Origin of the sequence: Lentzea sp. NPDC042327 (assembly GCF_040647275.1) — a bacterium.
Lineage (GTDB): Bacteria > Actinomycetota > Actinomycetes > Mycobacteriales > Pseudonocardiaceae > Lentzea.
Genome location: NZ_JBEZBX010000008.1, coordinates 27,310 through 50,080 on the forward strand (window position 1 = coordinate 27,310; position 22,771 = coordinate 50,080).

The window sequence follows — 22,771 nt, forward strand, 5'->3', positions numbered from 1 at the left end:
AAGACACCAATGAAGGTGACCCGACGGATCGCGCTGACCCTGGGTGCCGCCGCGCTGCTGGCGTCCGGGTGCAGTGGGACCGGTGCGTCCGGAGGCCAGATCACCATCGGCCTCGCCGTGTCCACCCTGAACAACCCGTTCTTCGTGGAGCTGCAGCAGGGCGCGCAGGCGATGGCGGACAAGCTCGGCGCCAAGCTGACCGTGGTCGACGCGCAGAACGACGCGACGAACCAGGTCAACCAGGTGCAGACGCTGGTCACGCAGGGCGTCAAGGCGATCATCCTGAACCCGGTCGACTCCAAGCAGTCCGCCCCCGCGGCGAAGGCCGCCGAGCAGGCGAACATCCCGCTGATCTCGGTCGACCGCGCCGTCGAGGGCAAGGTCGCGGCCGAGGTCGCGTCGAACAACGTGCAGGGCGGCAGCCTCGCGGCCATCGAGCTCGGCCGTGCGGCCTCCGGCGAGGTCGCGCACCTCAGGGGCATCTCCGGCGCGTCCGCGTCGCGTGACCGCGGTCAGGGCTTCGAGCAGGGCCTGAACAGCGGGAACATCAAGGTCGTCGCCACCGCCGTGGCCGACTTCGACCGCGCCAAGGGCCTCAACGAGACCACGAACCTGGTGCAGGGCAACCCGAACATCAAGGGCATCTTCGCCGAGAACGACGAGATGGCGCTCGGCGCGATCAAGGCGCTCGGCGCCCGTGCCGGCAAGGACGTCATGGTCGTCGGCTTCGACGGCACGCCCGACGGCCTGAAGGCGATCCAGGACGGCACGCTCTACGCGACCGTCGCCCAGCAGCCGAAGGTCCTCGGCGAGAAGGCCGTCGAGCAGGCCGTCCACGCCGCGAAGGGCGAGGCCGTCCAGCAGGTCGTGGACGTCGAGGTGAAGGTCATCACCAAGCAGAACGTGGCAGAGTTCCTCAAGTGACGAACACCCTGCTGGTCCTCGGGTCCGCCAACGCCGACCTCGTCGTCGAGGTCGGCCGGCGGCCCGCCGGCGGTGAGACCGTGCTCGGCGGCGACACCGTCGTGCTGCCCGGCGGCAAGGGCGCGAACACCGCCGTCGCCGCCGCTCGCGTCGGTGCGCCGGTCGCGCTCGTCGGTGCGCTGGGCGGCGACGGGTACGGGTCGCTGCTGCGCGACTCGCTGGAGTCGTCCGGTGTGGACACCGCGCTGGTGAAGACGTCCGAGCGGCCCACCGGGATCGCGTACATCACCGTGACGCCGGACGGCGAGAACTCGATCGTGGTCTCGCCCGGCGCGAACCTGGACGTGTCGAAGTCCGAGGTGGACGCGCTGTCGTTCGACGGCGTGCGCGTGCTGGCGTGTTCGCTGGAGGTCCCGCTGGAGACCGTGAGCCACGCGATCGAGGCCGCCGCGGCCGCCGGTGTGCGGACGGTGCTGAACCTGTCGCCGGTCGCGCCGCTGCCCGCCGCCACGCTGGAACGGCTGAGCGTGCTGGTCGTCAACGAGCACGAGGCCGCCGAGCTCGCGCCGACGTGGCAGGGCCTGCTGGAGCTCGGTCCCGAGGCGGCGATCGTGACGCTCGGGTCGCGTGGCGTCGCCGTGGTCGCCGAGGGCGGAACGGTCGAGGTGCCCGCTGTCGAGGTGGCCGAGGTGGTGGACACGACCGGTGCCGGTGACGCGTTCGCCGGTGCGTTGTCGGCCAGGCTCGCCGCGGGCGACACCCTGCCGGACGCCGCGCGCTACGCCGTGAAGGTGGCCGCCCTGTCCGTCACGAAGGCCGGCGCGCAGCCGTCCTACCCGACCGCGGCCGAGGTCAGCGCCCTGCCGGAGTGACCTCTTGCGTTAAGACCACATGACGAGCGTCGCGGCGTTCCGCGCCCCGCGGCTGGATTGGTCACACTGAGCTGTCCTCAGAATCCAGCTGAAGGGTATGGTCTAGACCATGTCGAGCGCGCGGCTGAGCGGTGTCGGTGTGAGCAGCGGCCGGGCTTCCGGTCCCGTGGTGCGGGTCGCGGAGGCCCTGCCGGAACCCCCGACGGGACCGCGACCCGCGGACACCAAGGACGAGGCCTCCCGCATCCGCCCGGCCACCGAGGTCGTCGCGCAGCGCCTGATGGAGCGCGCGAAGACGGTCGAGGGCGACGCCCGCGCCGTGCTGGAGACGACCGCCGCCATGGCCGGCGACCCCTCCCTGATCAAGGCCGCGGAGAAGCTCGTCGTCGACGAGTCGCTGCCCGCTGCCCGCGCGGTGCACCAGGCCGCGCAGAAGTTCGTGACCGCGTTGCAGGCCGCCGGCGGCTACATGGCCGAACGCGCCCGCGACGTGCAGGACGTCCGCGACCGCGTGGTGGCCGAGCTGCTCGGCCTGCCCGCGCCCGGCGTTCCCGACCTGGCCTCGCCGTCCGTGCTGGTGGCCCGCGACCTCGCGCCCGCCGACACCGCGGGCCTCGACCCGTCGAAGGTCCTCGCGCTGGTCACCGAGGAGGGCGGCCCCACCTCGCACACCGCGATCCTCGCCCGTTCCCTGGGCATCCCCGCCGTCGTCGCGTGCCGCGGCGTGCTGGCGCTGGACGTCCCCGCGCTCGACGTCGACGGCGACACCGGCGTGGTGCGCGAGTCCGACGGCAAGGTCCGCGCCGCCGGCACCGGCCAGAAGGCCGTGTGGAACGGCGTCGGCGTGCTGAAGGACGGCCACCGCGTGAAGGTCCTCGGCAACGTCGGCTCCCCCGCCGACGCCGCGGCCGCCGCTGCCGCCGGAGCCGAGGGCGTGGGGCTCTTCCGCACCGAGTTCTGCTTCCTCGACGCCGCGGAGGAACCGTCCGTTGCCGATCAGACCGCTGCTTACGAGGCTGTTCTGGCGCCGTTCCAGGGCAAGCCGGTCGTCGTGCGCACCCTGGACGCGGGTGCCGACAAGCCGCTGGCGTTTCTGAGCCCCGACCCCGAGCCGAACCCGGCCCTCGGCGTCCGCGGCCTGCGCGTGGCGTTCGACCGCCCCGAGGTCTTGGACCGCCAGCTGGAGGCGATCGCGGCCGCAGCGAAGTCCACCGGCGCCGACGTCTCCGTGATGGCACCGATGGTCGCCACCGCCGCCGAGGCAGCCTGGTTCGTCGAACGCGCCCGCGCCGCCGGGATCGCCCGTGCCGGCGTGATGGTCGAGGTCCCGTCCGCCGCGCTCTCGGCCCGCGAGATCCTGCAGGTCGTCGACTTCATCTCCATCGGCACCAACGACCTGGCGCAGTACGTCTTCGCCGCCGACCGCCAGCTCGGCGGCGTCGCCGCGCTGAACGACCCCTGGCAGCCCGCGCTCCTGCGCCTGATCGCCCTGGTCGGCGAGGCCGCCACCGCCGCCGACAAGCCCGTCGGAGTGTGCGGCGAGGCGGCGGCCGACCCGCTGCTGGCGTGCGTGCTGGTCGGCATGGGCGTGACGTCGCTGTCGATGAACCACACCGCACTGGCCGACGTCGGCGCCCGCCTCGCCACCTCCAGCCTCGACATCTGCCAGCTCGCGGCCCGCGGCGCACTGGCCGCCCACGACCCGGCCTCGGCCAAGCTCGCCGCCCGCGCCCCGCACTAGCCCACCGCGGTCACGCGGATCTCCACGCGCATCTTCGGGTGACCGAGGGCGGTGACCCCGCTCTCGGTCCAGATCGGCGCGCGCTCGCCCATCCGTGCGCGGAACTGCTCGACCATGACCCGGTTGTGGTCGTCGAACGTGTCGTCGCCCAGCACGTGGTACGAGTTCACGTGCACCACGTCCGCCCAGCTCGCACCGGCGGTCTGGAGCGTCCGCTCGACGTTCTCGAAGGCCTGCACGATCTCCGCTTCGAGGCTCTCCGGAAACTCGAACCCGTCGTCCCAGCCACCCTGCCCCGAGGTCTCGACCCGGTCGCCGATCCGCACGGCCTGGCTGTAGTGCATGTTCTCGCGCTGCGTCTCGCCGTACCCCGGCGTCGCGAAGAACTCCGGCATGTCCCGCTCCTTTCACTTCACGCTTGAAGTCAACCGTACACGACTTCAAGCGTGAAGTAAGCTGCCGCGCATGGAGTGGCTGAACGCCGACGAGAAGGACGCCTGGACCGGCTTGATCTCCCTGGTCCTGCTGCTCCCCGGCCGCCTGGAGGCCCCGCTGCAGTCCGAGGCCGGCCTGTCCCTCTTCGACTACCTGGTCCTCAGCCACGTCTCCGAGGCCCCGGCCCGCACCATCCGCATGAGCGAGCTCGCCCACCTCGCGAACGGCTCCCTCTCCCGCCTGTCCAACGTCGTCAAGCGCTTCGAACAGCGCGGCTGGGTCACCCGCGCCCCCGACCCCGACGACGGCCGCTACACCCTCGCCACCCTCACCGACACCGGCTACGACGTGGTCGCCGCCGCGGCCCCGGTGCACCTGCGCAGCGTGCGCGAACACGTGCTGGACCCGCTGACGGCGGCGGACCGGGAGGCGTTGACGCGGATCGCGGCGAAGCTGCGGGTGACGATCCCCCCGCCCTAGCGACCACCGGATCGGGTGACAACGCCGGGCCGCGGTCTCGGCGTTTGAGTCCCATGACCGACTGGATCACCAAGAACGGCAGACGCATCCCGCTCAACAGCGGCGGCAAGAAGGGTGCGGGTGTCGTGGTGGCCGGCGCGCTGGCCTTGAGCGTCGCCGCTGGTACCGGCTCGCTCTCCGTCGGCGGCGCGGGCTCGGCGGAGCTGGGCTCGGCGGAGCTGGGCTCGGGAACGTCGTCGGCACGGCTCGGCCCGCGCAAAGCGGAAGGGCAGAAGGCCGCGCGCAAGGGCGACACCGGCGGTGCCTGGCAGCGCCTGGGCATGCGACAGCTCAACCGCACCGCCCGGCAGCAGGCCGAGTGCGTGGCGGCGTCGTTCGGCGAGGTGCGCGAGTTCTTCACCCGCAACCGCTGCACCTCGCTGGACCGGGTGCTGTTCGCGGTCACCGACGGAGCCGGGAACACGGCGGTCGTCTCGGTCGTGTGGGTGGGTCTCGCGTCCACCGGCGACGCCCGCGCGTTCGAGTCCGTCATGGCCCGGCACGGCAGCGGTGACGTCCACCCGCTCGGCGCCGCGTTGCTCGGCATGGCCGACATCCGCTTCACCGGCCTGCGCTACGGCAGCGACCGCGACGGCAAGCGCGTGACCGTCGCGGAGGCCGAGACCGCCACCGGCCGCATCGACCACGACACCCTCGACGCGCTCGCCGAGGTCGCCGCCCACCTGCCGCCGGTCTAGCGGCCTGCGGCCCGTTGCAGTTCCCGGAGCACCGTCTGCACCAGCGGGTGCTCCTCACTGCCCCGCCGGACCGCCGCCACCACCCGCCGCAACGGCGCCACGCCCGCCACCGGCACACCGGCGATGGCGTTCCGCGGCGCCAGCGCCACCCCGGCACCCGCCGCCACCAGTGCCTCGATGGCGCGGAAGTCGTCGGACGTGTGGCGGATCCGCGGTGCGAAACCGGCCTGGGCGCAGGCCATCTCCACGACGTCGCGCAGCGGGTTGCCGGGCAGGGTCACGACCCAGTCCTCGTCGGCCAGCGCCGCCAGGTCGACCGGGCCGGTCAGCGGGTGGCCCGGCGGCAGCACCACGTCGAACGGCTCGGTGTAGAGCGGGAAGCACGTGAAGCGTTCGGTGGTGCGGTGCTCCTCGGTGATGGCCACGTCGATCTCGCCGTCCAGCAGCAGCCGCACGCTCTCGTGGCCCTCGGCGTCGCGCACCGACAGGTCGATGGACCGCTCCCGCAGCGCCGCCAGTGCCGGGGCCACCACCTGCGTGATGGCCGAGGCGAACGACGCCACCGCCAGCCGACCGGCAGAGCCCGAGGCGAGGGCGTCCAAAGTGGCCTGTGCGCGTTCCAGCTCCGCCGCGACGACGTGGGCGTGCGCGACGAGCAGCTCACCGGCCGGGGTCAGCGACACCCGGCGGCCGTAGCGGCGCAGCAGCGGGTGGCCGGCCTCCGACTCCAGGGCCGCCAGCTGCTGTGACACCGCCGACGGCGTGAGGTGCAGTGCGGCGGCAGCGGCGGTCACGGTGCCGTGGTCGGCCAGCGCGCGCAGGACTCGGAGGCGTCGCGGATCGATCACCGCTCAATGATGGGGGATTCCACTCCGCCGTTCACGGGCACGTCCCGCGGCAGGATCGGGTCGATCGACGTGCTGTCCAGCAGGAGGTACTTCTCCTCCGCGATCGGCATGCCCGCGGGGAGGCCGAGCTGCGCCGTGGTGAGCACGTCCCGGCGTTCGACCGGCAGCCCGGTCTCCGGGTTGACCACCAGGCGGGTCTCGACGTCGGAGAACTGGAAGGTCGGCGGCGCGGCGATCGCCACGGCGACGCCCCTGCGGTCGGCGCCCACCGGGACGTCGGTCAGGAAGCGCACCCCGTCGAGGGTCTTGAGCAGCTCGAACACCGCCCGCCGCTGGGCGTCGCTCACGTTCGCGGTCATCAGGTCCATCGCGAGCGTCGCGGTCCGGTACGCGTCCTCGGTGCCGACCAGGGACTCCAGCACCTTCCGCAGCTCCACCGGGTCCGTGGGCAGCGAGCTGAACGAGTCGAGCCGCACGGGGCTGTGCAACGACATCTGGAACCCGGACACGGCGGCCTTCTGCACGGCGGGCTTCATCGGTCCGATGCGCACGGAACGGGACCCGCCGATCTGGGGTGCGGTGGCCGGCTTGCCCGCCGCGGTCCACCGCTCCTCGTCCTCGCTCGAGTAGGGCGACACCTCGCCGTCCTTCTGCACGACCGCGACCTCGGTGTCGGCGTTGAGCCACCGGTCCGTCTTCGACTCGAACTCCACGAGGTACGGGTTGGTCGGTTCGCCGACGCGCATCAACGACCAGTGCTGCGTCAGGACGTGCCACCACCGCGGCGGCTCGGCCGGCCGCGCGGGGTCGACGGGCCGCGGCAGCAGCACGACCACCAGCGCGATCACCCCGGCCACGACCAGCGGTGGGGCGAACCGGAGCACGAACTGCCGCTTGGCCGGCCTGTCCCGCGGCAGCGCGGTGATGCGGGCCAGGTCGCGTTCCGCCCGCGCGGGGTCGACCTCCGGTGTCGGCGGCTTGGCCCTGGCCAGGCTCTTCATGAGGTCTTCCATGACTCCCTCGCACGGTCGGAGTTCGGTGCCGAGAGAGCGGCCTGCAACCGCCGTCGGGCTCGGTGCAGGCGCACGAAGAACGTCGCCGTGGTGCACCCGAGCACCTGCGCGGCCTCCGCGGCGCCCAGGCCGTGCCACGCGATGAGCGTGAGCACCTCCTGGTCGGCGTCGGACAGGCCCGCGAGCGCCGCCCGCAGCTCGACCACCGCGAAGGCGTCGTCACCCGGCAGGTCGGCCAGCTCGTAGTGCGTCGTCTGCCGGCGCGCCTCCCTGACCAGGTTGCGGGCGATCCCGATCAGCCACGGCAGCGCGTTCGCCGGCATGCGGTCGAGCCTGCGCCAGGCGATCGTGAAGGTCTCGCTGGTGATGTCCTCGGCGAGCCGCGACCCGGCGTGGCTCGCCACGTAGGCGAGCACCCGCGGGTAGCACTCGCGGTAGACGGCGGAGAAGTCCTCCACGATCGCCCCTCCCTCTTCACGAGGTAGTGCGCAGACCGTGCCGATTCTTACTGCGAGGTGACCCGGATCACATCTTTGCGCGAGCGGCGACGAACGCGTCGACGGCGCGGTTCACGTCCTCCGTCGAGTGCGCGGCCGACATCTGCGTGCGGATGCGGGCCTTGCCGTGCGGCACCACCGGGTAGGAGAAGCCGATCACGTAGATGCCCTGCTCCAGCAGCAGGTCGGCCAGGCGGCCGGCCTCCGCGGCGTCGCCGATCATCACCGGGATGATCGGGTGCTCGCCGGGCAGCAGGTCGAAGCCCTCCTCGGTCATCCGGCGGCGGAACAGCTCCGTGTTCGAGCGCAGCTGGGTGAGCAGTTCCGAGGACGACGACAGCATGTCCAGCGCGGCGATCGCGGCGGCCGTGATCGACGGCGCGAGCGAGTTCGAGAACAGGTACGGCCGCGACCGCTGGCGCAGCAGCTCGACGATCTCCGCGCGACCGGACGTGTACCCGCCGGACGCACCGCCCAGCGCCTTGCCCAGCGTGCCGGTCACGACGTCGACCCGGTCCTGCACGCCGAACAGCTCCGGCGTGCCGCGACCGGTCGGCCCGGTGAAGCCCACCGCGTGCGAGTCGTCGACCATGACCAGCGCGTTGTACCGCTCGGCCAGGTCGCAGATCTCGTCCAGCGGCGCGAGGTAGCCGTCCATCGAGAACACGCCGTCGGTCGCGATGAGGCGGTAGCGCGCGTCGGAGGCGTCCTTGAGCTGGCGCTCCAGGTCGTCCATGTCGCGGTTCTTGTAGCGGAACCGGCGGGCCTTCGACAGCCGTACCCCGTCGATGATCGACGCGTGGTTCAGCTCGTCGGAGATGATCGCGTCCTCGGCGCCCAGCAGCGTCTCGAACAGGCCGCCGTTCGCGTCGAAGCACGAGCTGTACAGGATCGTGTCCTCGGTGCCGAGGAACGACGAGAGCTTCGCCTCCAGCTCCTTGTGCGGCTCCTGGGTGCCGCAGATGAACCGCACGGAGGCCATGCCGAAGCCCCACTCGTCCAAAGCGGACTTCGCGGCCTCGATGAGCCGCGGGTGGTCGGCGAGTCCCAGGTAGTTGTTGGCGCAGAAGTTCAGCACCTCGTCACCGGAACCGACGCGGACGGCGGCGTTCTGCGGGGTCGCGATCACTCGCTCGGCCTTGTAGAGCCCGGCCTCCCGGATCTCCCCGATCGTCTTGACCAGGTCGTTCTTCAGCTCGCCGTACATCAGGCTCCCGTCCAGTCGAGGATGACCTTGCCGCACTTGCCCTCGCGCGCCGTGGCGAACGCCTCGGCGTGCTGCGTGTGGTCGTACCGGTGCGTGATCACCGGTGCGAGGTCGAGTCCGCGCTGCAGCAGCACGGTCATCGAGTACCAGGTCTCGAACATCTCGCGGCCGTAGATCCCCTTGATGTGCAGCATCTTCAGCACGACGCTGCTCCAGTCGACGGGGAACTCCTCCGCGGGGAGCCCCAGCATCGCGATGCGGCCGCCGTGGGCCATGTTCGCGATCATGTCGCGCAGCGCGACCGGCTTGCCCGACATCTCCATGCCGACGTCGAAGCCCTCGGCCATGCCGAGCTCGGCCTGCGCGTCGGCGATCGACTTCTCGGCCACGTTCACCGCGAGGTCGACGCCGACCTTGCGGGCCAGGTCCAGGCGGTGCTCGGAGATGTCGGTGATCACGACGTTGCGCGCGCCCGCGTGCTTGGCGACGGCGGCGGCCATGATCCCGATCGGACCGGCGCCGGTGATGATCACGTCCTCGCCGATCACCGGGAACGACAGCGCGGTGTGCACGGCGTTGCCGAACGGGTCGAAGATCGCGGCCACGTCCAGGTCGACCTGCGTGCGGTGCACCCACGCGTTCTGCTCGGGCAGCACCACGTACTGCGCGAACGCGCCGTCGGAGTGCACGCCCAGGCCACGCGTGTTGGCGCACAGGTGCCGGCGGCCCGCCTTGCAGTTGCGGCACGTGCCGCACACCAGGTGGCCCTCGCCGCTGACCAGGTCACCGACCTTCACGCCGGTCACCGAGCCGCCGACCTCGACGACCTCCCCGACGAACTCGTGCCCGAGGACCAGCGGCGCCTTGATGTTGGCCGCGGCCCAGTCGTCCCACGAGTCGATGTGCAGATCGGTGCCGCAGATGCCGGTGCGCAGGACCCTGACCAGCACGTCCGTCGGACCCGGCGTGGGGTCGGGGACGTCGGTCAGTTCGAGTCCAGGCCCAGCGGCGACCTTGACGAGAGCCTTCATGCGGGAAGTCTCACCCTTTGCTGCTTGTGCAGTCCATCAGGACTTTCTGAAGTTCTTGTGCAGCTCAGCTTCATTGGCGATGTTGCGCACCATGCCGCCGAACACGATGCCGTGGAAGGGGTAGACGGCCCACCAGTAGAGGTGTCCGACCAGCCCCTTGGGCACGAACACGGCACGTTGGCGGTAAGTGGACCCGTGTCCCTCGTTGCCCGCCACTCGAAGCTCCAGCCAGGCCTTCCCCGGCACCTTCATCTCGGCGCGCAGCCGCAGCAGCCGGCCGCGCTCGATCTCCTCGACGCGCCAGAAGTCGAGCGCCTCCCCGACGTGCAGGCGGTGCGGGTCCCGCCGCCCGCGCCGCAGCCCCACCCCGCCGGCCAGCCGGTCCAGCCAGCCGCGCACGGCCCACGCCAGCGGGAACGAGTACCAGCCGCGCTCACCGCCGATGCCCTCCACGACCTCCCACAACCGCTCGGGCGTGGCGTTGGTCCTGGCCTCGCGCTCGTCGGTGTAGACAGAGCCGCCGGACCAGTCGGGGTCGGTCGGCAGCGGCTCGCTCGGCGCACCCGGTGTGGACGCGCCCGACCAGCGGGTCTCCACGTCGGCGTCGCGGATCTTGCTCAGCGCGAGCTCGACGGCCTTGTCGTAGCCGATGTTCTCGCCGGGCAGCACCGCGCGGATGTCGTTCTCCCGGCACACCACCTCGTGCACCAGCGACTCGATCAACGGCTTCGCGATCGACTTCGGCACCGGCGTCACGACGTTGACCCAGTGCGAGGACAGACCGGGCGTCAGCAACGGCACGGGCAGCACGCGCCGCTTCGGCAGCCCGGCGACCTCCGCGTACCGCATCATCATCTGCAGGTACGTCAGCACGTCCGGCCCGCCGACGTCGAACGTCCGGTTCTGGTCCTCCAGGGTCGTCGCCTCGACCAGGTACCGCAGCACGTCCCGCACCGCGATCGGCTGGATCCGGTTGTGCACCCACCTCGGCGTGACCATGACCGGCAGCCGTTCAGTGAGGTAGCGCAGCATCTCGAACGACGCCGAGCCCGACCCGATGATCATCGCGGCCTGCAGCACCACGGCCTGCACCGGCGAGCGCAGGAAGACCTCGCCGACCTCCTTGCGCGAGGCGAGGTGCGGCGACAGCTCCGTGCCCTCCGGGTGCAGCCCGCCCAGGTAGACGATGCGCCGGACGCCCGCGCGCTCCGCGGCCGCCGCCGTGTTCTCCGCGGCCTCGCGGTCGGCGTTCGCGAAGTCCTTCGAGTGCAGCGAGTGCACGAGGTAGTGCACGACCTCGACGTCGCGCATGGCCTCGTCGAGGTCGCCGAGCACGTCACCGCGCACGACCTCGACGTCAGCGGCCCACGGGACGTCGCGCAGCTTCTCGGGCGAACGCACGAGGCAGCGGACCTCGTGCCCTTCTGCCAGGAGCCGGGGCACGAGCCGTCCGCCGAGGTACCCGGTCGCACCGGTCACGAGACAACGCATGCCTCGATCCTGCGGGGTACCGGGTGTTCGCGCAGATTCAGCGCTTGGAGCGCTTGATCACCACGGTCCCGCCGCGCACCGCGCCCCTGAGCCGGAAGCGCGGGCTGCCCGCGGTGCTGCGGACCTTGTCCTTCACCTCGCCCGCGGTGACCTCGACGGCGTCGGCGTCGACCGCGGCCCCGGCGGGCAGCAGCAGCTTCACCGTGCCGAGCGACACGTCCAGGTCGACGGTGACGACCGGCGGCACCTCGGCGGCGGTGAAGTCGAGGTTCGTGGTGCCGAGTGTGTTGCGGATGACGAGCTCGTTCGGCACGACCCAGTGGCCCTTGCGGGTCGTGGTGCTCATCGTGCTCTTCAGCTCGGTGCGCTCACGGGCCACCTCGGTGTTGACCATGCCCGGCAGGTCGACCAGCACCACGTTCAGGTCGGCCCTGGTCACGGCCGCCAGCGCGGTGTCGGTGCGGGTGGTGAACTCGTCGAGCGTGATCATGCCGCGGCCGACTGCCTTGTTCAGCAGGCCGACGACGTGCTCGCGCTCGGCGTCGGACACGCGCAAAGCTCTGGGGTCTGTCATCTCTCTGCCTCCGGTTCGCTGTCGAGACCGTGCTCGATGGCATAACGCGCCAGCTCCACCCGGTTGTGCAGTTGGAGTTTCCGCAAAGTCGACTGGACGTGGTTCTCGACCGTGCGGTGGGAGATCACCAGGCGGTTGGCGATCTGGCGCGCGGTCAGCCCCTTGGCCACCAGCCGCAGCACCTCGGTCTCCCGTTCGGTCAGCTGCGGCTTCTCCTCCGCGTCGTCGGGCGCGGCGGCCATCCGCCGGTACTCGCCCAGCACCAGGCCCGCGAGACCGGCGGTGAACACGGCGTCGCCGGCCGCGGTCCGGCTCACGGCCTCGACCAGCTCCTCCGCGGACGCGGACTTCACCAGGTAGCCCGACGCGCCCGCCTTCACCGCCTGCAGCACGTCGTCGTGCTCGCCGCTCGCGGACAGCACCAGCACCCGCGTCTCCGGCAGCTCACCGGTGATCATGAGGGTGGCGTCGACACCGGACAGCTCACCCAGGTTGAGGTCCATCAGCACGACGTTGGGCCGCACGGTCTTCGCGATGCGCACGGCGGAGGCCGCGTCACCCGCGGTCGCCACGACCGAGAAGCCGCGCTCCTGCAGATCGCGTGCCACGCCCTCGCGCCACATCGGGTGGTCGTCGACCACCATCACCGAGACCGTCACCGCACCGCCTTCTTCCTGAACACGCGAACCTCCCACTCCGTGCCCTCCCCCGGCCCGGTCTGGAGCTCCAGGGTGCCGCCCAGCGACGCCACCCGGCCCCTGATCGACTTCGCGATGCCCATCCGGCCCTCCGCCTCCGCGGAGGCGATCCGGCCCTCCGGTATCCCTGGTCCATCGTCCCTGACGCTCAGCACCACCTCGTCCCCGAGGTCTTCCAGCAGCACCCACGCCCTGGCGTCACCGCCGGCGTGCTTGTCCACGTTGGACAGCGCCTCGCGGACCAGCGACGTGAGCTCGCCCGCGGCCGCCGCGTCGAACATGACCTGCGTCGCCGGCGTGGAGACCTGGATCCGCGGCGTGGCGAGGAGCTGCAACCCCGGGCGGAGGTCGACGTCGCCGTCCACTGTGGAGTCGGTGGGGGCGGCGGCCACGAGGTTGCGCAGCGCCACCTCCTGCTCGCCGGCCAGCCGCGCCAGCTCCGCCGCCTCACCGCCGACCTCCGCTCCGCGCTTGCGGACGCGCGCCAGCACCTGCAGCACGCTGTCGTGGATCGACCGGGCCAGCCGCTCGCGTTCGGCCGTCGCCGCCTCCGTGCGCAACGCCTGCGCCAGCCGCACCGCCGAACGCCGCGCCGTGGCCGAGGCCATGCCGACGACCATGCCGGCCCCCGCGAGCAGCACGACGTCGCGCAGCAGGTCGAGGCTCGGCACGCGCTTGGTCAGGTAGGTGAACAGGCCGACGGTCAGACCACCGGCGAACCCCGCCGCCGACCCGCCCAGCGCGCCCATGGCCACGACGGGCACGCACGCCCAGATCGTGGTGATGAGCGGGACGTTCTCGGTGAGCAGCTGGTGGCTCGACATGATCAACGGCGACAGCGACATGAGCCCGCAGGTCAGCACGAGGTCGACCAGCACGACCGGCCAGCGCCGGCCCCACGTCGTGCTGTAGGCGCGGCTGGTGAACACCGACCACAGCGCCATCGCCCCGAGCGCGCTCCACGCGAGCCACGGCCGGATGTAATCGGAATGGTTCGCGATGACGTTCGCCGCCGCGAAGAGGAATGTGACTATGCGTAGAGCAACAGCCCCGCGCCACAGGGGCGTGGCCGGGTCGTCGATCACCTTCGTCACACGTTCGGCAGGCTGCTCGGGCACGCTGTGCTCCTTTCGCACCCCATCCTGCCGCGTGAACGTGCGCTGGCTAACCCCCAGGTGGCCGTCTTCTGCCGAACGGAGGAATGTGCGACGCTTCCCGGGTTCGGGGCAGCGCTCCCGTTGGACGGGGAGGGCAAGTACACGTGCGCGACTGGCCGGTGTGGACACTGCGACGGCCTGCCCTCGGCTACTGGTTGTTGATCGACGGATCAGCTTTTGCGGTCGTGACGCACGTGATCGTCTCTTCCGGACAGCCGTCGCCCTCCGAGATCGCCCGGTTCGCCGCGATCGCGGGCACGGCCGGCGCGGTGGTCATCCTCAGCTCCATCTACAGCCACCGCATGGGCGAGACGGAGCGCAACCCGTGGGCAGCGCACCTCTCCTACCTGACAGCGGGCATCCTCGCCCTGCCGCCGAACCTGCTGGTGCTGCTGCTCTTCGGCCCCGCGCTGCACTGCCTGCTCACCCAGCGCCCGGAGAGCCACCGCTGGGTCTTCACGCTGAGCGCGACCGCGTTGTCCGTCTTCGCCACCCGCTACCTGCTCGGCTGGACCAACCCCCACGCGGGCCTGCCGATGATGGTCTTCGCCGCGACCGTCCTGCTCGTCCTGCGCGCCGCCCTGATCGCAGTGGGCCTGAAGCTCCGCCGCCCGTCCGACACCTTCGAGGAGAACGTCGGCGAACCCATCGACGCGGTCCTCGGCATCGTGGCCGTCTCCATCGGCGGCCTGATGGGTTGCGTCGCCGAGGCGAACGCCATCCACGCCCTCATCGCCGGCCCGCCCCTGGCCCTGCTGGAACGAGCCGCGCAACTCCCCCAATGGCGCCGCTCCGCCCAACGCGACGCGAAGACCGGCCTCGCCAACGCCGTCCACTGGGACAGCCGCGCCCGCTACGAGCTCACCAAGGGCGCCACCCGCACCCGCCCCATGGCCGTGATGCTCCTCGACCTCGACCACTTCAAGCGCGTCAACGACGAGGTCGGCCACCTCGCCGGCGACGCCGCACTGGCCGCGATCTCCCTGCTGCTGCGCGGCACCGTCCGCCGCGGCGACCTGGTCGGCCGCTTCGGCGGCGAGGAGTTCGTGGTCCTGCTGCCGGAAGCCACCCCGGACGAGGCCGAGTCCGTCGCCGAACGCGTGCGCAAGGCCGTGGCCGCCCTGCGCGTGCCGACCATGGGCACCGACGGCAAACCGCACGAGCTGCGCGGCCTGACCGTCAGCATCGGCGTGTCGACGACGACCCGCTTCGGCTACGAGCTGCCGGACCTGCTGGTGGCGGCCGACGCGGCTCTGCTGGCCGCGAAGGCGTACGGCCGCAACCTGGTCTCGATGGCCTGACCGCGGCCTACAGCTCCCTCTGCCGCTCACTCCGGTCGTCCCGCGGCGCGGTCTCCTGCGGTTCCAGCACGTCCACCTTCTCCGGCTTCTGCTCCGAGTCCGCGTCCGAGAGCAGCGACCGGATGCCGGAGTTCAGCACCGCCAGCAACGGCACCGAGAGCAGCGCACCGGCGATGCCGCCCGCCACCAACCCGACGGCGATCGCGATCACGACCGCCAGCGGGTGCAGCTTCACCGCGCGGCCGAGCAGGATCGGTTGCAGCACGTGGGACTCCAGCTGCATCACGCCGATCAGCACCGCCAGCACGATGAGCGCCGCGATCGGGCCGTTGGTCACCAGCGCGATCAACACCGCCACCGCGCCCGTGAACACCGCACCGATGATCGGGATGAACGCGCCGAGGAACACCAGCGCCGACAGCGGCACGACCAGGGGCACCCCGATGATCGCCAGGCCGATGCCGACACCCACGGCGTCCACGACCGCGACCGCCGCCGTCGCGCGCACGTAGGAGACGAGGGAGGCGAAGCCGCGGCGGCCGGCGACGTCGACGCGGGGGCGGACGTCGCGCGGGAACGCGCGGGTCACGAACTTCCAGATGCCGTCGCCGTCGTGCAGGAAGAAGATCAGCGTGAACAGCGCCAGGAGCAGGCCCGTCAGCGCCTCGCCCAGGGTGGCCGCCGTGGTGAGCGCGCCGGACGTGATCTCGGTCTGGTTGTCCTTGATCGTCTTCACGAGGTCGTTGAGGTAGCCCTGCAACTGCGCGTCGGACAGGTGCGCCGGGCCGTCCTTCAGCCACTGCTGGATGGTGTCGAGCGAGGCCGACACCTGCGTCTGCAGCTCGGGCAGGCCGCGGGAGAACTCGCTGATCACGAACGTCAGCACGCCGCCGAGCACGCCGATGCCGATGATCATCATCACCGTCGTCGCGACACCGCGCGGGACCCGCCACTCGACCAGCTTCGCCACGCCGGGCGAGAGCAGGGCGGCCAGCAGCAGCGCCACTGCGACGGGGATCACGATGGAGGCGAGGTAGCCCAGGACGTACGCGACCACGTACAACGCGGCCACCACAACGACGAAGCGCCAGCTCAGGGCAGCGCTGACCCTCAGCAGCCTGGGGACGCGGCTGCTGATCTCCGACTCCGGTGCGCTCACGTGCCTCACGTTAACTGTTCGGACCCTGGCGAAGGCGGAACCCGGAAGGGATGATCCGCTTTGTCGGGGGAGGACGAAGTGATCAAGCCGGAAGACTTGACCGAGGTCGAACGCCAGGTCGCCGGGGCCTACGCGGGTGGCACCGAGATCGACCTGACCGGGCAGAGCGTGCGCGGCGAGGTGCTCACCGGGTTGCTGACCGGCATGTACCGGGTGCCGCGCAAGGGATTACCCGCTCTGCGACTTCAAAACGCCCGTGTGACCGGGAAGTTCGAGCTGGAAGGCACTCGCGTCACGCGGGTCATCGACCTGACGCACTGCACCTTCCAGGAACCGCTGGACCTCCGCATGGCCCGGCTGATCGGCCTGCGGCTGCGCGGCACCCGCGTTCCCGGCATCCAGGGCCGCAACCTCCGGGTGTTCAGCGACCTCGTCCTCGAGGCCGGGTTCACCTGCACCGGCACCGTGGACCTCACCGACGCCGCCGTCGACGGGACGCTGCGGCTGGCCGGTGCCGTCCTGCGCAGCACCACCGACCACGCGCTGCTCGGCGCGCGGCTGCGGGTGAGCGGGTCCGTCCAGGCCATCGCGTTGCGGGCCAACGGGGAGGTGCGGCTGCGCGGTGCGGCGATCGGCGGCAGCGTCCACCTCGGCGGCGCGCGGCTGGTCAACAGCGGCAGGGACGCGCTGGAGGCGTCCGGGATCGTGGTGACGGGCAACGTCTTCTGCAACGCGGAGGGCGGCCGGTTCAGCGCGGACGGCCGGGTGCTGTTCGACGGCGCCCGGGTCGGCGGCAACCTCGAGTTCACCGGCGCCCGGCTGAACTCCGCCCACCGGGTCGACCACCAGGTGCTCGTCCTGCCGCACGGACTGGCCGACGAGGCCGCGACGCTCGTGGGCGACCGCATCCGGGTCGAGGGCAACGTCGAGCTCGACGACGGCTTCACCAGCACCGGCACCGTGCGGCTGCCGAACGCGAGCATCGGCGGGTACCTGCGGCTGTCCGGCGCGGTGATCGGACCGCGCGAGCTCGCGGAGGAGCTCGCGGGCGACATCACCAACCGCATCCCGGTCGCCCTGCACGCCGACGGCATGCAGGTGCGCGGCGACGTCGAGGCCCGCAGCGCGGCCAACGGCTCCGGCCTGCGCTCGCCCGCACTGCAGACCTACGGCCAGGTCCGGCTGTCCAACGCGCACATCCAGGGCAGCGCCAGCATGTCCGGCGTCTCGCTGCACGGCCCCGGCATCGACGTCCTGTTCGCCGACCGGCTGGAGATCGGCGGCACGCTCTTCCTGCGCGAGCTCAGGGCGAAGGGCTCGATCCGGCTGCAGAACGCGAACATCGGCTCCACGCTCGACCTCTCCGGCGCCTCGCTGACGTTGCCGCGGCTGCGACCGAACGGCACGCAGAAGCCGTCGCTCGACGCCCGTGCCATCACGATCGGCAAGGACCTGCTGTGCAGCCGCGGGTTCACCGCCGTCGGCGGCGTGCGGATCCGGCTGGGCGAGGTCGGCAAGATGGCCACGTTCAGCGACTCGCACCTCGGCTCCACCGCGGCCGACATCGCGCTCAACGCCTACGGGCTCACCGTCCACCAGTTCCGCCTGCACATCCCCGAGGGGCAGCAGCCCAAGGGCAAGATCGTGCTGAGCCGGCTGAAGGCCGTGTCGGTCACCGACGGCCCCGGGCTGTGGGACGCGGAGGGCGGGGTCGCCGTCGACGACTTCACCTTCGACGGCATCACCGCCGACCCCGACGTGTCGGTGGACACCCGGTTGCAGTGGCTGCGCAAGGTGCAGCCCGACTTCGCGCCCGGACCGTACGAGCAGCTGGCCGCCGTGTACCAGCAGGGTGGCGAGGAGGAGCTCGCGCAGAAGGTCCAGCTGGAGAAGCAACGCCGCCGCTACTCCGAGCTGGGCAGGGCCGGCCGGGTCTGGGGCGCGGTGCAGCGGTGGACCGTCGGGTACGGCTACCGGCCGTGGCTCGCGATCTGCTGGCTGGGCGTGTTCTGGCTGGGCGGTGCGCTGTGGTTCACCTGGCACCCGCTGGTCAAGCTCAACAAGGACGAGGACCCGGTGTGGAACGCCGCTCTCCTCGCGCTCGACCTGCTGATCCCGATCATCGACTTCGGCCACGACGGCAAGTGGCAGTTCACCGGTGCGTCGCAATGGGTCTCGGCGCTGCTCATCGCCGTGGGCTGGGTGCTCGCCTCCACCGCGGCGGCCGGTGCGGCACGCGTGTTGAAGCGGGTGTGATCGTCACACGATGTAGTTAATCGGACGCTCTGGGCGTGCGTTCGGGGCGCCGCGGCTGGCAGAGTCGCGGCGTCGGCTTGATCGTGTTGGTCGTCGGCGAACTTCCCCGAGTGCCCCCGAAAGTAGCGAGGTTCCCGCGTTGTCCTCTGCCGGTCTGCGAGCGAAGACGGGAGCGAACGGCATCCGCCGGTTCGCCACCCGAGCGCTGCTCGCCGTCGGTGGAGCGGTCGCGGGCACGGCCGTCGCCTGGGTGCTCTCGACGACCGCGGCACACGCGGCCGACGACGCGGAGCAGTTCGACGTGGTGACCAAGATCGCCACCGTGGACGAGAAGCTGCCGGTCGTCGTCCCCGCCACCGAGGCCGTCCACAAGATCGACGAAGCGTTGCGCGCCGAGCACGAGAAGGCACGCGATGCCCTGCCGCAGGTGCAGGTCCAGCAGGCGGTCGAACAGATCACCGAGCGGGTCCTGCCCCGAGTCACCACGGTCGTCACGCCCACCACTCCCGCGGTCGCGCGGGCAGAGGACGTGACGTACGTGGCGACGCCGGCGGACGCCCCCGAGACCGGACAGTCGCCGGTCGCGAAGGTGATTTCGCAGCTCACCGGCCCCTCCGGTGCTACCTGGACGAAGCTGCTCGAGACGCGCCACCTCGTGGTGCCCTCGGCGCAGCACCCGTCCCTGCCCGCAGACCCGTCCCCCGAACTGCCTGTCCCGGCCCCCGCGCCGGTGCACTGCACGTGCAGTTCCGACGGCTCGGGTGCTGCTGGCGGCAGCAACAAGGCTGCCTTCGCTGCTCCTGGCTCCGTTCACGACACCGCTGTGGCGAGCGCTCTCGCGCCGTCCACCGCCGAGGTGTCCGTGAAGCCGGGCAAGCAGCCTGGTACCACCCCCGACTGATTTCAGCGCGCGGTCCGCGGCAGCCCACTCCCCGGCTGTCCGGAAGTCGACCGTCGCGCTTTTTTTCATGCGCTCCTTCCGGTCGGCACCGCGTGCTCTCCCCCGGTGATGACGCGATCCCCACGCGTCCGGCCCACCCCCCGTAACCCCCCTGACAACAGGGGCTTTGGAAGGAGATCGAATGCAGACCTGGGCAAAGCGCGGAATCCAGTCCGCGTTTGTCACTGGTGGTTTGCTGATGCTCGGTACGGGCATCGCTTCTGCCCAGGAGAACGTCAACCCGGATGCAGCTCCTCCGGTCGTCGACGCGGGTGCCTCCGTTCCGGTCAAGATCGACCAGAACAACCTGGCCACGCCGGCCAGGGACCTGAACGTTCCGAAGGTCGACCGCACGGTCAGCACGGACCGCGTCACCAGCGCGGTGCCGACGAGGGCGGACGCCCCGGTCGCCAACCCGCTGTTCCGCTCGATGAGCGGACGCCTGCAGGACACCGCCACGCAGAACGCCCGCGGCAACAGGCTCCAGGCGTACGCCGACGTGCCGGTCACCGTCTGCGGCAACCAGGTCTCGGCTCTGGCCGACGGTGCGACGAGCGCCGACTGCGAGCAGAGCGTGAGCCGCAAGGGCGGTGTCACGACGACGGGTGAGCGCCAGGCGCTCGCCGGCAACGTCGTGGGCGTCAACCACGTCCTGCCCGCGCAGGTCACCGGCAACTCGATCGGCGCGGGCGGCAACGCCGCCAACGACACCACCGCGCGCCAGACCGGTACGACCGGCGGCAACATCACCACCAACGGTGACAAGGGCTCCATCTCCGGCAACATCCTCGCCGAGCAGGGCGCGACCCCGCTCCAGGTGACCGGCAACGCCGTGGGCGCCGGCGGCATCGCCGAGTCCCGCTCCACCGCGGACACCGTTGCCGAGTCGAACGGCATGATGCGGACGAGCGGCAAGGACAGCACGCTGTCCGGCAACGCGGGCCAGGTCCCGCTGGCCCCGCTGTTCGAGGTGAACGGCAACTCGGCCGCCGGTGCGGGCAACGCCGACACCCACTCGACGCAGTCCGGCACCGCTCACGCCGGCGACCGCGTCTGGACCGACGGCGACCCGGCCACCCTGGCGGGCAACGTCGCGAAGACGCCGCTCGCCGGCCCGGTCACGATCAGCGACAACGCGGGTGGCGTGGGCGGCAACTCCTACGCGACCAGCGAGACGGTCAACCAGTCCTTCGCCGGTGGCAACACCAACACCGCGGGCAACGGCTCCTCGGCCTCGGGCAACATCGCCGACACCCCGATCTCGCTGCCCGTCTCGGCCGGTGGCAACGCCGCGTCGCTCGTCGGCAACAGCGGTGCCGACCACACCAACACCGCCGAGTCGGCCGCGGGTGGCAACAACTGGACCAAGGGCCACGACTCGGTCCTGTCCGGCAACGTCGCGAACGTCCCGCCGGCCACGGCCGTGGACGTGTGCGGCAACGGTGCCTCCGGTGCCGGCCAGTCCGTCGGCACCTGCGTCAACGACGTGGACTCCGGCACCGGCGGCTACCAGGGCACGACCGGTGACGACTCGGTCCTGTCCGGCAACGTGGCGCAGACCCCGCTCGCCGCGCCCGCCGAGCTGTACGGCGCCGCCGCGACCGTCGGTGGCCAGGCCACCGGTTCCGCGGACGAGGTCAAGGACATCCGCTCCACCGGTGAGCCGAACACCGTGGACGACCGAGGCACCGTCTCGTCCAACATCATCACCGCGCCGACCGCCGTGGCCGCGCAGGTCTTCGGCGACACGGCCGGCCTGGTCGGCAACACCACGTCGACCAGCGCGAACGACACCAGGGTCCGCGCGGGCGACGACCCCAAGGCGAGCGGCCAGAAGTCCTCGGTCTCCGGCAACATCATCCAGGCCCCGACCTCGACGCCGGCTCAGGTCTTCGGCGACGGCGTCACCCTCGTCGGCAACAACGAGGCGCACGCCGACAACGCGACCGACATGCAGGCCGGTGGCGACGCCAAGACCGACGGCCAGCAGAGCTCCATCGGCGGCAACGCCATCTCGGCGCCGGTCGCGTCCGCCACCCAGGTCATGGGCTGGTCGGTCGGCGGCGGCAGCAACGTCAACTCCACCGCCACCAACGACCTCAAGTCGGCGGCGGGCGGCGACGTCCGCAGCACCGGTGAGCGCGGCTCGCTGGCGGGCAACCTGCTCGGCGCGCAGGCCACCCCGTTCGTGCCGGTGCCCGGCAACACGATCTCGGCCGCGGGCATCGCCACCTCGGACAGCGACACCGACACCCAGGTCCAGGCCGGCGAGGACTCGCAGACCTCGGGCAAGGACGGCTCGGTCTCCGGCAACCTGCTCCACGTGCCGGCCAACGCGGCCGTGCAGCCCTACGCGGACGCCATCGCGGCCGCGGGCTCGGCCTCGACCTGGACCGAGAAGGACTCGGAGACGCAGGCCGGCGGTCAGACCGACACCCTGGGCGAAGGCCCGCTGGCCGGCCGCGAGATGACCGTTCCCGCGGAGGCCGCAGCCAGCGTCCGCCGCATCCCCGTCGAGCTGGTCGGCCAGGCCTTCACCGGCGGCACCAGCGACGACACGCAGCTCACCGGTGAGGACACCGACACGCTGCGGGCCACCGAGCTCAAGGGCATCGAGCTCCCCCAGGGCGTCGACATGCTCATGGGCGCCACCGAGGTCCCCTCGTACAGCGGCGTCCCGTCGTTCAAGGGCCTGCCCGTGAACACGCTGCCCTCGCTCGGCGGCCTCGGCGGCATCACCGGTCTGGCCGGCCAGCTGCCGATCGGCCAGCTCCCCGTGGGTCAGCTGCCGATCGGTCAGCTGCCCGTGGGCCAGCTCCCGGTGGGCCAGCTGCCCGTCCGCGAGCTCCCCGCGGGTCAGCTCCCGGTCGGCAAGCTCCCCGTCGGCAAGCTGCCCGTCGGTCAGCTGCCGGTGACCAAGCTCCCGGTCGGCAAGCTGCCCGTGGGTCAGCTGCCGGTGACCAAGCTCGCCAAGCAGCGCGCGGAGCTGCCGGTGGGCCAGAACGCCGCGAACGTGGCCCCGAACATCCAGGGCCTGCCGCTCGCGCAGGTGCTGGAGGCCGCGAAGAAGGTGCTCCCCGGCACCGCGACCCAGCGCTCGGTGCCGTCGCTGCCGGTGACCGCTCCGGCCATGCCGGCGCTGCCCGTCCCGCTGCCGATCCCGACCGAGCGTTCGGTGCCCGTCCTGCCCACCACCCGTCCGACCAACGTCTCGGGTCTGAACCTGAACCCGACCGCCGCTCTGGTTCCGGCGCGTGAGCGCTCCATGCCGGGGCTGCCCGTGACCGCTCCGGCGATCGCGCACCTCAAGCCGGGCAACGTGTTCGACCGCGTTGCGGGCACGCTGTAAGGGTCGTACGACCCCGTAAGATCACCCCGGGTTCGCCCGGATTGCTCCACACCCTCCTCCG

The 22,771-nt window shown here is 71.6% G+C and carries 20 protein-coding genes; 9 read left to right on the forward strand and 11 right to left on the reverse strand.

What is annotated here, in order from left to right:
• Positions 1–9 precede the first annotated feature (9 nt).
• The 3 genes from AB0A63_RS21100 to ptsP all read left to right on the forward strand — a co-directional run bounded on the left by AB0A63_RS21100 (position 10) and on the right by ptsP (position 3,537).
• A complete protein-coding gene (locus AB0A63_RS21100; protein WP_360393814.1) occupies positions 10–924 on the forward strand; it encodes a substrate-binding domain-containing protein in 915 nt (304 codons plus the stop codon).
• On the forward strand, positions 921–1,796 hold the full coding sequence (locus AB0A63_RS21105; protein ID WP_360393816.1) for a ribokinase: 876 nt from the start codon (positions 921–923) through the stop codon (positions 1,794–1,796). The genes AB0A63_RS21100 and AB0A63_RS21105 overlap by 4 nt, the downstream gene beginning before the upstream one ends.
• 109 nt (positions 1,797–1,905) lie before the next feature.
• Positions 1,906–3,537 carry a phosphoenolpyruvate--protein phosphotransferase gene (gene ptsP, locus AB0A63_RS21110; RefSeq protein ID WP_360393819.1) on the forward strand — a complete coding sequence of 544 codons (1,632 nt, stop codon included), beginning with the start codon at positions 1,906–1,908 and terminating at the stop codon, positions 3,535–3,537.
• On the opposite strand, the gene AB0A63_RS21115 is transcribed toward ptsP, so the two are convergent.
• On the reverse strand, positions 3,534–3,932 hold the full coding sequence (locus AB0A63_RS21115) for a Rid family hydrolase (protein ID WP_360393822.1): 399 nt from the start codon (positions 3,930–3,932) through the stop codon (positions 3,534–3,536). The two genes, ptsP and AB0A63_RS21115, sit on opposite strands and share 4 nt — an antisense overlap.
• A gap of 70 nt (positions 3,933–4,002) precedes the next feature.
• Here AB0A63_RS21115 and AB0A63_RS21120 point away from each other — a divergent pair, with 70 nt between their 5' ends.
• Positions 4,003–4,452, forward strand: a complete 450-nt coding sequence (locus tag AB0A63_RS21120) for a MarR family transcriptional regulator (protein ID WP_360393825.1) — start codon at positions 4,003–4,005, stop codon at positions 4,450–4,452.
• Between the two features lie 53 nt (positions 4,453–4,505).
• Positions 4,506–5,189 carry a hypothetical protein gene (locus AB0A63_RS21125; RefSeq protein WP_360393828.1) on the forward strand — a complete coding sequence of 228 codons (684 nt, stop codon included), beginning with the start codon at positions 4,506–4,508 and terminating at the stop codon, positions 5,187–5,189.
• Here AB0A63_RS21125 and AB0A63_RS21130 read toward each other — a convergent pair.
• From AB0A63_RS21130 to AB0A63_RS21170, 9 genes are all read right to left on the reverse strand, one after another.
• Complete coding sequence (locus AB0A63_RS21130; RefSeq protein ID WP_360393831.1) at positions 5,186–6,037, reverse strand: LysR family transcriptional regulator; 852 nt, start codon at positions 6,035–6,037, stop codon at positions 5,186–5,188. The two genes, AB0A63_RS21125 and AB0A63_RS21130, sit on opposite strands and share 4 nt — an antisense overlap.
• Positions 6,034–7,050 (reverse strand): hypothetical protein, encoded by a 1,017-nt coding sequence (locus AB0A63_RS21135; protein WP_360393834.1) that lies wholly within the window; start codon positions 7,048–7,050, stop codon positions 6,034–6,036. The genes AB0A63_RS21130 and AB0A63_RS21135 overlap by 4 nt, the downstream gene beginning before the upstream one ends.
• Positions 7,035–7,508 (reverse strand): sigma-70 family RNA polymerase sigma factor, encoded by a 474-nt coding sequence (locus AB0A63_RS21140; RefSeq protein WP_360393836.1) that lies wholly within the window; start codon positions 7,506–7,508, stop codon positions 7,035–7,037. Before AB0A63_RS21140 ends, AB0A63_RS21135 begins: the two co-directional genes overlap by 16 nt.
• 67 nt (positions 7,509–7,575) lie before the next feature.
• Positions 7,576–8,754, reverse strand: a complete 1,179-nt coding sequence (locus AB0A63_RS21145; RefSeq protein WP_360393839.1) for a glycine C-acetyltransferase — start codon at positions 8,752–8,754, stop codon at positions 7,576–7,578.
• The gene (gene tdh, locus AB0A63_RS21150) at positions 8,754–9,785 is read right to left on the reverse strand and encodes an L-threonine 3-dehydrogenase (RefSeq protein WP_360393841.1); all 1,032 of its coding nucleotides are present in this window, start codon (positions 9,783–9,785) and stop codon (positions 8,754–8,756) included. The genes AB0A63_RS21145 and tdh overlap by 1 nt, the downstream gene beginning before the upstream one ends.
• A 36-nt stretch (positions 9,786–9,821) precedes the next feature.
• A complete protein-coding gene (locus AB0A63_RS21155; protein ID WP_360393844.1) occupies positions 9,822–11,276 on the reverse strand; it encodes an SDR family oxidoreductase in 1,455 nt (484 codons plus the stop codon).
• Positions 11,277–11,313: 37 nt separating this feature from the next.
• Positions 11,314–11,850: a DUF1707 domain-containing protein gene (locus AB0A63_RS21160; protein WP_360393847.1), complete on the reverse strand. Its 537-nt coding sequence runs from the start codon at positions 11,848–11,850 to the stop codon at positions 11,314–11,316.
• Positions 11,847–12,494: a response regulator transcription factor gene (locus AB0A63_RS21165; protein ID WP_360394807.1), complete on the reverse strand. Its 648-nt coding sequence runs from the start codon at positions 12,492–12,494 to the stop codon at positions 11,847–11,849. Before AB0A63_RS21165 ends, AB0A63_RS21160 begins: the two co-directional genes overlap by 4 nt.
• An 11-nt stretch (positions 12,495–12,505) precedes the next feature.
• A complete protein-coding gene (locus AB0A63_RS21170; RefSeq protein WP_360393850.1) occupies positions 12,506–13,666 on the reverse strand; it encodes a DUF5931 domain-containing protein in 1,161 nt (386 codons plus the stop codon).
• A 224-nt stretch (positions 13,667–13,890) separates the two neighbouring features.
• On the opposite strand from AB0A63_RS21170, the gene AB0A63_RS21175 reads away from it, so the two are divergent.
• Positions 13,891–15,006, forward strand: coding sequence for a diguanylate cyclase (locus AB0A63_RS21175; RefSeq protein ID WP_360393853.1), 1,116 nt, complete (start codon positions 13,891–13,893; stop codon positions 15,004–15,006).
• Positions 15,007–15,013: 7 nt separating this feature from the next.
• Here AB0A63_RS21175 and AB0A63_RS21180 read toward each other — a convergent pair whose 3' ends face one another.
• Positions 15,014–16,165, reverse strand: coding sequence for an AI-2E family transporter (locus AB0A63_RS21180; RefSeq protein WP_360393856.1), 1,152 nt, complete (start codon positions 16,163–16,165; stop codon positions 15,014–15,016).
• A 78-nt stretch (positions 16,166–16,243) separates the two neighbouring features.
• On the opposite strand from AB0A63_RS21180, the gene AB0A63_RS21185 reads away from it, so the two are divergent.
• The 3 genes from AB0A63_RS21185 (at position 16,244) to AB0A63_RS21195 (ending at position 22,710) form a co-directional block, all read left to right on the forward strand.
• The gene (locus tag AB0A63_RS21185; protein WP_360393859.1) at positions 16,244–18,421 is read left to right on the forward strand and encodes a hypothetical protein; all 2,178 of its coding nucleotides are present in this window, start codon (positions 16,244–16,246) and stop codon (positions 18,419–18,421) included.
• Between the two features lie 139 nt (positions 18,422–18,560).
• Positions 18,561–19,322, forward strand: coding sequence for a hypothetical protein (locus AB0A63_RS21190; RefSeq protein WP_360393862.1), 762 nt, complete (start codon positions 18,561–18,563; stop codon positions 19,320–19,322).
• Positions 19,323–19,560: 238 nt separating this feature from the next.
• The gene (locus AB0A63_RS21195; protein WP_360393865.1) at positions 19,561–22,710 is read left to right on the forward strand and encodes a hypothetical protein; all 3,150 of its coding nucleotides are present in this window, start codon (positions 19,561–19,563) and stop codon (positions 22,708–22,710) included.
• Positions 22,711–22,771 lie beyond the last annotated feature (61 nt).

Bases quoted from the DNA above. Each gene is read 5' to 3' on its own strand.
- AB0A63_RS21100 (WP_360393814.1), top strand. From the start codon at position 10: ATGAAGGTGACCCGACGGATCGCGCTGACCCTGGGTGCCGCCGCGCTG.
- ptsP (WP_360393819.1), top strand. From the start codon at position 1,906: ATGTCGAGCGCGCGGCTGAGCGGTGTCGGTGTGAGCAGCGGCCGGGCT.
- AB0A63_RS21115 (WP_360393822.1), bottom strand. From the start codon at position 3,932: ATGCCGGAGTTCTTCGCGACGCCGGGGTACGGCGAGACGCAGCGCGAG.
- AB0A63_RS21120 (WP_360393825.1), top strand. From the start codon at position 4,003: ATGGAGTGGCTGAACGCCGACGAGAAGGACGCCTGGACCGGCTTGATC.
- AB0A63_RS21125 (WP_360393828.1), top strand. From the start codon at position 4,506: ATGACCGACTGGATCACCAAGAACGGCAGACGCATCCCGCTCAACAGC.
- AB0A63_RS21135 (WP_360393834.1), bottom strand. From the start codon at position 7,050: ATGGAAGACCTCATGAAGAGCCTGGCCAGGGCCAAGCCGCCGACACCG.
- AB0A63_RS21145 (WP_360393839.1), bottom strand. From the start codon at position 8,754: ATGTACGGCGAGCTGAAGAACGACCTGGTCAAGACGATCGGGGAGATC.
- tdh (WP_360393841.1), bottom strand. From the start codon at position 9,785: ATGAAGGCTCTCGTCAAGGTCGCCGCTGGGCCTGGACTCGAACTGACC.
- AB0A63_RS21155 (WP_360393844.1), bottom strand. From the start codon at position 11,276: ATGCGTTGTCTCGTGACCGGTGCGACCGGGTACCTCGGCGGACGGCTC.
- AB0A63_RS21160 (WP_360393847.1), bottom strand. From the start codon at position 11,850: ATGACAGACCCCAGAGCTTTGCGCGTGTCCGACGCCGAGCGCGAGCAC.
- AB0A63_RS21165 (WP_360394807.1), bottom strand. From the start codon at position 12,494: ATGGTGGTCGACGACCACCCGATGTGGCGCGAGGGCGTGGCACGCGAT.
- AB0A63_RS21195 (WP_360393865.1), top strand. From the start codon at position 19,561: ATGCTCGGTACGGGCATCGCTTCTGCCCAGGAGAACGTCAACCCGGAT.